Origin of the sequence: Mesorhizobium sp. M0514 (assembly GCF_040321145.1) — a bacterium.
In the GTDB taxonomy this organism is placed as follows: Bacteria; Pseudomonadota; Alphaproteobacteria; order Rhizobiales; family Rhizobiaceae; genus Mesorhizobium.
In genome coordinates, this window is the sequence record NZ_JAMYQZ010000011.1 from 92,649 (window position 1) to 100,707 (window position 8,059).

An 8,059-nucleotide genomic window follows, 5' to 3' on the forward strand; every position below is an offset into this window, starting at 1 on the left:
CATTCGCCAGTGAATGATCACCAGGACGAAGGGAACTTAGGGGCTCGAGGCGCAATCCCGCCGGTCCCAACAATGGGAGACACAAGCATGCAGTTGAAATCGACCGCCACGGCGCTCGGCCTGTCGCTGCTGGCGATGACCGGCATTGCCCGCGCCGAGGGCGAACTCCAAATCTACAATTGGGGCAACTACACCAGCCCGGACCTGATCAAGAAGTTCGAGGAAACCTACAAGGTCAAGGTTACCGTCACCGACTACGATTCCAACGATACGGCTCTGGCCAAGGTCCGCCAGGGCGCTTCCGGCTATGACATCGTCGTTCCATCGGCCAGCGTGATGCCGATCTGGATCAGCGAAGGCCTGCTCTTGGAAACCGATCCCAACACGATGGAGAACTTTAGAAACGTCGATCCGAGATGGGTCGACGTGCCGTTCGACCCCGGCCGCAAATATTCGGTGCCGTGGCAATGGGGCACGACCGGCATCTCGGTCAACAAATCGGTCTATGCGGGCGATCCGAACACCTCGGCGATTTTCCTCGATCCGCCGCCGGAACTCGTGGGCAAGATCAATGTCGTGCCCGAAATGGGAGACATCATGTTCCTCGCCATTGCCTATGAGGGCGGTAAGTACTGCACCGACGACAAGGTGCTTTTGAAAAAGGTGCATGACAAGCTCATCGAGGCGAAAGCGAAATGGCTGTCGCTCGACTATGCGGCCGTCGACGGTCTCGGCAGGGGCGACATTGCCGCCGGCGTCAACTGGAACGGCATATCGCTGCGCGAGCGGCTGGAGAACGACAAGATCGTCTACGGCTATCCCAAGGAGGGCTTTCCAATCTGGATGGACAATGTCGCGGTGCTCAAGGATGCCAAGAACGTCGAGAACGCCAAGCTCTTCCAGAATTTCATCATGGACCCCAGGAATGCAGCGATGATCTCGGCCTTCGCGCACTACGCCAATGGCATCAAGGGCTCCGAGCCCTTCCTGCCGGCCGATATGAAGGGCGCGCCCGAAGTGGATGTTCCGGCCGAATTTGCCGACAAGGGCCAATTCATGTCGGCCTGTCCCGCCGACGTCCAGGCGCTCTACACCAGGATCTGGACCGATCTGCAGAAATAGCAGCGCCGCCGGCCGAAGCTGACCAACATCGGGCCGCGCATCGCGGCTCGGCCATCCCCAATGCCAGATGCCGTAAAGCCGCCGCGGGAGATTTTTTATGTCCGATCTCGACCTTTGCTACATGCCGGCCAGCGAGGCGTTGCGGCTGTTCAAGGCGAAGAAACTGTCGCCTCTGGAACTGATGCAGGCCACCATCCGCCGCGCCGAGGCAACCAAGGCGACGATCAACTGCCTCACCTTCACGCATTTCGACGAGGCGATGGATCTCGCCAGAAAAGCCGAGGCGAAATACGCCAGAGGCGCCAGGACCGGCGCGCTCGAGGGCCTGCCGATCGGCATCAAGGATGAGAGCTACATCAAGGGCAAGCCGACCTCGCATGGCTCGCTGCTGTCCGGGGACGCCATTGGCGGCCATACCTCGACCATGAACGAGCGTGTCATGAAGGCCGGCGGCATCGTCCACGCCCGCACCGCGACGCCCGAATTCAGCTGCGCCGGTTATACCTGGTCGAAGCGCTGGGGCGTCACGCGCAACCCCTGGAACCCGGATTTCACGCCGGGCGGTTCGTCGGGCGGTTCGGCGGCAACGCTGGCCTCCGGCACGTCGTCGATCGCAACCGGCTCGGACATAGCGGGCTCAATCCGCATCCCTGCCTCGGCCTGCGGCCTGGTCGGCTTCAAGCCGCCTTACGGCCGCAATCCCGATGAGCCGCCGTTCAATCTCGATTTTTTCTGCCACACCGGGCCCTTGGCCCGAAACGTCGGGGATGCGATCCTGCTGCAGAACGTCATGGCCGGGCCGAGCCCGCTCGACATCGCCACGCTGCGCCCGAAACTGCGCCTGCCGCTCGACTACAAGCCGATCAAGGGTTGGAAGATCGCATTCTCCATGGATCTCGGGTCCTTCGAGGTGGATGCGGACGTGCGCAAGAACACGCTCGCTGCCTGCGATGTGTTCCGCTCGCTCGGCGCCACCGTCGAGGAGGTGGACCTCGGCTGGGGCGACGAGGTGCTCAAGGCCGGCATGGCCTATCTCGAACATCTCTTCGGCGCCTCGCTGTCGCCGCTGCTCGCCAAGAACGGCAAGGACATGACCAGCTATGCCAGGCAGTTCGCGCAGGACGGGCAGAAGTCGAAGGCGACGGATTTTGTCGCGACGCTCGATGTGGCGGCCAGGATGTACCTGACGCTGGGGCCTTTGCTGGAAAAATACGACGTGCTGATCTGCCCGACCAATGCGCTTCCCGCAGTGCCGGCGGAATTCGATCAGACCAAAGGCAAGGTCGAGATCAATGGACGAGAGGTGAACCCGTCGCTGGGCTGGGTGATGACGACGCCGTTCAACATGCTGAGCCGCTGCCCGGTTCTGTCGATCCCGTCGGGCCGCGCCGCCAACGGCGTGCCGACAGGCATCCAGATTGTCGGCCGCACCTATAGCGACGCTGACGTGTTCCGGGCGGGTATGGCCTATGAGACGGCTCGTGGTCAGTGGTACACGAATGCCGGGACACGCCCGGCGCTGTGAGTCCGCAGGGCGCCGGCATGCCAAGGCAGCGGCGGGATGTTTCGGCCGCCGGGGAAAGGCCTGACGACAATGGCGCAACGCATAGCCACTCCGGATGCGGGAAAAAGCAAGGCGGCCAAGGGTGCGGCGAACGACGCCGCGCCCAAGGACCGCCGGCGCGAGCGCGGCGAAGCGAGCGTCCAGCGCATCATCGACGCCACCATCGAGCTCATCGCGGAGGAGGGGCTGGCCAGCGTCACCATGCAGCGCATTGCCGAGCATGTCGGCTCGTCCAACGCACTGGTGGTCTTTCATTTTCGCAGCAAGGAGAACCTGTTCCGCGCCGTCCTGCAATATCTCAGCGACCAATATGACGCGCTGTGGCTGACGCTGGTGCGGGCGCCCGGCCTGTCGCCGGTGGAGCGGGTGTTGGGCGCGGTCGATTGCGCGCAGCGCTTTGCCCGGCAGCATCCGAAATGGGTCTCGGTCTTCGTCGTGTTTTCCAGCGACCGCAAGAGCATGCAGATCTACAATGAAATCGGCCTGCCGAGCGATCTCGCCTACACGGCCGAAGCGCGCGAGCTGCTGATCGAGATTTCACGCAGCGGCGGTTACACCGGCGTCGACATAGACACGCTGTCGGAGAGCCTGAACTATCTGGTGCATGGCGCCTGGTATTGGGACCATCTCAACCCGTCCAGCCGCGACACCGACGTGCTGCGCAAGACCATGCTGCTCCTGCTGCACCAGGCCTTTCCGCGGCATTTTGACTTGGGGTGAGATGCGGCCATTGCGAGCGACGAAAGCGTCCTCTGCAAACCTAAACCCGAAAATCTCTACGATGCCTTGATCTCTGTAAAAACGCTTGCACAATCCAGAGGTGCGAGCTAAACAACCCAGGGATGCATTCGAGGGTGGGTAAATGTGGCATTGGGCGATACTTCTGTTGCTGATTGGCGTGCCGGTTTTCTTCGCCGTCCGGTCGTCGCGCAAATCCTCACAGAGCCCAGATGACCTCGTGGGGTTCGGCGGCTGGCTGATCCTGCTGGCGATCAGCCTGTCCCTTTCGCCGTTGCGCACACTTGTCGATATGGCCAGTCTGGTCAAAACCTACCAACAGCTTGTTACAGTGCCCAACGGGGCCTTGGCCATCTATGGCGAGGCAGCCCTCAATCTGGCATTTCTGGTGCTTCAGCTGGTCGTGCTTGTTTCGATGCTGCGGCGAAGCCACCGCTTTCCGCAGCTGTTCATATGTCTGTGGTTCGCGATCCCTCTCTTGTTCGTACTGGACACAGTTTGGATATCGACTGTGCTTGGTGTCCCGGTAAACCGTTTGCTTGCCGGAGGAGCTCTGGTTACACCTTTGGCATCCTTCATAGTCACAGGGATCTGGGCCGCCTACGTCTACAGGTCGGTTAGGGTGAGGAACACGTTCGGCGATACGGCAGCCATACAGGCTGCCACATTTTCCTAGAAGGTCCGACGGCTGCGAGTTGGCCTGATGTCGTGCTGCCAGCTCCGCAGAATAGAACCGTCGGCAGTCCTCCTTCGTCTAACGAGCTTCGAGTGGCCTGCCACCCGAAGCTCGAAGAGCGTGAGCGGCCCGAGACATAGGTGACGATTTGTACCGGACACATGGGTAACACTTTTGGCTTTTGGCCGGAGGTGTTGATGCCGTGGAAAGAGTGTTCGGTGATGGAGGAACGTCTTCGTTTTGTGGCTCGTCTTCTCGACGGGGAAGGCATGAGCGATGTGTGCCGCGAGTTCGGCATCTCGCGCAAGACCGGCTACAAGATCTTCAACCGCTACAAGGAGGACGGGCTGGATGCGCTCACCGACCGCTCGCGGCGGCCGGTGCGCTACGCCAACCAGCTTCCCGACCAGATCGAGCGGCTGATCGTGGAGAGCAAGCGGGAGAAGCCGCACTGGGGTGCCAGGAAGATACGCGAGCTGCTGGTGCGCAGGCTGGCCGGCGACGTCCGCATCCCGGCCAGGAGCACCGTTCATGCCGTGCTCGATCGCCACGGCCTTGTGAGCCAGGCCCGCAAGAGGAACCGAGCGAACAAGGCCGTGGGCACGCAACTGTCCCAGGCGGTTGTGCCCAACGATCTGTGGTGCGCCGACTTCAAGGGCGAGTTCAAGCTCGGCAACCGCCAATACTGTTACCCCCTGACGGTCACCGACCAGGCCTCGCGCTACCTGCTGGCCTGCGAAGCCCTTGAATCGACAAAGGAGGTTCCGGTCCTCGAGGCTTTCGTCCGGCTCTTCAAGGAACGCGACCTGCCGGAAGCGATCAGAAGCGACAATGGCCTGCCCTTCGCCAGCCCCAACGGCCTTTACAACCTCTCGAAGCTGTCGGTCTTCTGGCTCAGGCTCGGCATCGCCGTCGAGCGCATCAAGCCCGGTCACCCGCAGCAGAACGGCCGCCATGAGCGCATGCACCGCACCCTGAAGCAGGAGACCACGCGGCCGCCGGGCATGAACGCCCTCCAGCAGCAGGCCCGGTTCGATGCTTTCATGAGCGAATTCAACGACGAGAGGCCCCACGAGGCGATCCAAATGAAAGTGCCAGCCGAGCTCTACAGAGCTTCTTCAAGAGCCTATCAAGGCCTCCCCGAGCTGGACTACCCCTTCCATGACAAGGACATTCTCGTCACCGCCTGCGGCCGCATCTGCATGCACAGGAAGAAGATCAACATCTCCACCGTGCTCGCCGGCCAAAGGCTCGGAATCACCGAAGTCGACGACGGCATTTGGCTCATCAGCTTCATGCACTATGATCTCGGATATATCGACCTGGAACAAAGGACCTTGCAAACCATCGACAACCCGTTCGGCACGAGGTTGTCACCCATGTCTTAGGTACAGAATGTTACCCATGTCTCCGGGCCGTACAGCGAAGGGGTGGTGCCCCCGGACGGAATCGAACCGCCGACCTTCGGTTTACAAAACCGCTGCTCTACCAGCTGAGCTACAAGGGCACGGCGCTCCGGTTAGCATATTTGGTGCGCCAGTAAAGACAAAACTCCGTTTTCGATCGCTGATGGACGCCGCCGAGGTGGGCGGGCCGCCATGCTGAAAACCGCCAATGCGATCCCTACATATCTCTCAGGTGCAAACGCATCGAACGGGGTGTCGCATGATCAGACTTGTCATCATCCTGCCGCTTGTCGTCATTGCCTGGCTGCTTGCGGTAAAGCTCATCAGGGACGTGAAGAGCGCCAATGTCGACTGGACCGGCATCGCCGCCATCGTCGGTTTTATCGCGATGGCGTTTTGGCTGCGGCATGTGACTGGGATGGGGATGAATGGTGAATGGTGAATGGGCGAACGCCTTTCGGACCATTGACTACTCACTACTCGCTCAAAACCTCGAACCTTTCACCACGTCACCGCGACTGATCTCCAGAGGCGAATGGTCGCCTCGATCAAGGAGATCATCATGTTGAAGCGCACTCTTACTTCGGGCCTGGTCGCCATCTTCCTCGCCAACGGCGCGCTCGCCGGTACCGTCCAGTCGTCCTCCGCTCACGGCCATCATCACCACCATCACAAGCACCACGACAAGCCCTGGTGGTGGTGGAACCATCAACACAAGCACCATCCCCACAAGCATCATCATCACCACGGCAAGGTGATCATCTTCCTTTGAGCGAGACGACCTGCCTCGCGGAAGGGCGGCTTCGGCCGCCCTTTTTTGCGTTGAGCGCTCGATCGATCAGATCTTGGTTTCCATCGGCTGATTTCCGGCCTTCAAGAAAAACCCAAATTCTTTCGAACCTTTTTCCGCGCCGAAACGACAGATGATCAAGAGGCGGATGGATCGCCTCTCGCAACGAAACAAGGAGATCGTCATGTTCACGCGCAAAATCGCTTCTGCCCTCATCGCCAGCACCGTCGCCGCCACCTCGCTGGTCGGCACCGTCCAGCCGTCGGCCGCCCACAGCCATCACCACAACCGCGAAATCGGCATCGGCATCGCCGCCGGCGTCGGCGGGTTCGTGCTCGGCAGCCTGCTCAACCAGCAGCCCCGCACCGTCTATGTCGACGACGAGGGTGGCTCCTGGCACGTCCGCCGCTGCGCCAACCGCTACGCCAGTTACGATCCGTACTCCGACACCTATGTCGGCTATGACGGCTACCGCCACTATTGCCGCCTTTAAGAGGAGGCACCCCCACACGGAAAGGAGGGGCTGTACGCAGCCCCTCCTTCCTGATTTGAGCGCGCCGCGGTGCGGGCTACGGTTCGGAGATCGGCAATCCCGCTGCACGGCAGATGCGGGCAACACTCGCATTCTGCGATTGATCGCCCATGGCGATGAGTTCGAAGCTGCTTCCTTCATCCGGATAGATCTTGGCGGCGAACGGTTGGCCTGTTGTATGACCACCGGACGACGTCTTTGCAGCGACATGGCCGCAGACCAGGATTTCGCGGCGGCCGTCGAGCGTTCGCTCGCCGGCACGCATCGTCCCGAATTTGGCGGATACAGGATCCTGCAAATGCTGGCGAATGCCGATCGTGATTGTCTCCTCCAAAGCGAGCGAGATCGGAATCTCGCTGACTTGCTGGGAGACAGGGGCGGGCTCGGGCGCCGTCGCCACGCATCCGCACAGTGAAGCGGCGAGCAAAAGCTGAAGCGTTCTCCGCATTATAATCGGAACCCGCCGATCATCCTCGTCACCTCAGCGGCGGCGTCGCGCACCAGCGGCCCGATCTCGTCCAGCCGCTCCATCGTCACCCGCACCGTCGGTCCGGAGACCGAGACACCGCCGATCGGCTCGCCGAACTCGTTGAAAATGGCGGCGGCCACGCAGCGCATGCCGGGATGCCGCTCCTCGTCGTCGACCGACCAGCCGCGGTGCTTGATGACAGCCAGGTCATGGGCCAGCGCCGAAATGTCGGACAGCGTCTTGTCGGTGAAGCGCTGCAGGCCCGACTTGCGCAGGATGGCGGCGACGCGTTCCGGCTCGAGCTGCGCCAGCACCGCCTTGCCGATGCCCGAGGCATGGAAGGAGCTGCGCGTGCCCGGGCGGAAGAAGGCGCGGATCGCCTGATGGGTCTCGACCTGGCTGACGAAAACGACGCAATCGTCCTCGGCGACGCCGAGATTGGCGGTTTCACCGGTCTTCTCCATCAATTCCTGCATGACCACGCGGGCCCTGTCGACAAGCTTGCGGCGGCGCAGGAAGGCGGCACCCATGCGGTAGGTCTCGACGCCGATCGACCACAGCTGGTCCGATGTATCGAACTCGACCATGCCGTGGTTCTGCAGCGTCGTCAGCATGCGGTAGGCGGTGGACGCCGCGAGCTCGCTACGCGCCGAAATCTCGCTCAGCGACAGGCCACTGCCTTCAGCGACGATGGCCAGGATGCGCAAGGCCCGGTCCAGCGACTGTACAGAACCGGCCTCGGACGGGCCGTTGAAAGCGCGC

General features: G+C 61.7%; 10 protein-coding genes and 1 tRNA gene. 8 read left to right on the forward strand and 3 right to left on the reverse strand.

Annotated features, from left to right (window positions below; all coding sequences use genetic code 11):
• Positions 1-87: 87 nt before the first annotated feature.
• From NKI61_RS07565 to NKI61_RS07585, 5 genes are all read left to right on the forward strand, one after another.
• Complete coding sequence (locus NKI61_RS07565) at positions 88-1,122, forward strand: extracellular solute-binding protein (protein WP_023688398.1); 1,035 nt, start codon at positions 88-90, stop codon at positions 1,120-1,122.
• Between the two features lie 97 nt (positions 1,123-1,219).
• Positions 1,220-2,647 carry an amidase gene (locus NKI61_RS07570; protein ID WP_023688399.1) on the forward strand — a complete coding sequence of 476 codons (1,428 nt, stop codon included), beginning with the start codon at positions 1,220-1,222 and terminating at the stop codon, positions 2,645-2,647.
• 69 nt (positions 2,648-2,716) lie between these two features.
• Positions 2,717-3,406: a TetR/AcrR family transcriptional regulator gene (locus NKI61_RS07575; RefSeq protein WP_023688400.1), complete on the forward strand. Its 690-nt coding sequence runs from the start codon at positions 2,717-2,719 to the stop codon at positions 3,404-3,406.
• Between the two features lie 166 nt (positions 3,407-3,572).
• Positions 3,573-4,100 (forward strand): DUF2569 family protein, encoded by a 528-nt coding sequence (locus NKI61_RS07580; protein WP_245260196.1) that lies wholly within the window; start codon positions 3,573-3,575, stop codon positions 4,098-4,100.
• Between the two features lie 197 nt (positions 4,101-4,297).
• The gene (locus tag NKI61_RS07585; protein ID WP_352839100.1) at positions 4,298-5,488 is read left to right on the forward strand and encodes an IS481 family transposase; all 1,191 of its coding nucleotides are present in this window, start codon (positions 4,298-4,300) and stop codon (positions 5,486-5,488) included.
• Positions 5,489-5,531: 43 nt separating this feature from the next.
• Here the strand turns inward: NKI61_RS07585 and NKI61_RS07590 are convergent.
• A tRNA-Thr gene (locus NKI61_RS07590) sits at positions 5,532-5,607 on the reverse strand.
• A gap of 158 nt (positions 5,608-5,765) precedes the next feature.
• Between NKI61_RS07590 and NKI61_RS07595 the strand changes: the two genes are divergently transcribed.
• The 3 genes from NKI61_RS07595 to NKI61_RS07605 all read left to right on the forward strand — a co-directional run bounded on the left by NKI61_RS07595 (position 5,766) and on the right by NKI61_RS07605 (position 6,789).
• Positions 5,766-5,948 (forward strand): hypothetical protein, encoded by a 183-nt coding sequence (locus NKI61_RS07595; RefSeq protein WP_023667458.1) that lies wholly within the window; start codon positions 5,766-5,768, stop codon positions 5,946-5,948.
• A gap of 120 nt (positions 5,949-6,068) precedes the next feature.
• Positions 6,069-6,278: a hypothetical protein gene (locus tag NKI61_RS07600; protein WP_352839101.1), complete on the forward strand. Its 210-nt coding sequence runs from the start codon at positions 6,069-6,071 to the stop codon at positions 6,276-6,278.
• Between the two features lie 202 nt (positions 6,279-6,480).
• The gene (locus NKI61_RS07605; RefSeq protein ID WP_023667455.1) at positions 6,481-6,789 is read left to right on the forward strand and encodes a BA14K family protein; all 309 of its coding nucleotides are present in this window, start codon (positions 6,481-6,483) and stop codon (positions 6,787-6,789) included.
• 76 nt (positions 6,790-6,865) lie between these two features.
• On the opposite strand, the gene NKI61_RS07610 is transcribed toward NKI61_RS07605, so the two are convergent.
• Both NKI61_RS07610 and bhcR read right to left on the reverse strand, forming a co-directional pair.
• Positions 6,866-7,276, reverse strand: a complete 411-nt coding sequence (locus tag NKI61_RS07610) for a hypothetical protein (protein WP_023706967.1) — start codon at positions 7,274-7,276, stop codon at positions 6,866-6,868.
• Positions 7,276-8,059 (reverse strand): HTH-type transcriptional regulator BhcR (gene bhcR / locus NKI61_RS07615; protein ID WP_352839102.1); only part of this gene is annotated, 784 nt, incomplete at its 5' end. The genes NKI61_RS07610 and bhcR, both read right to left, overlap by 1 nt.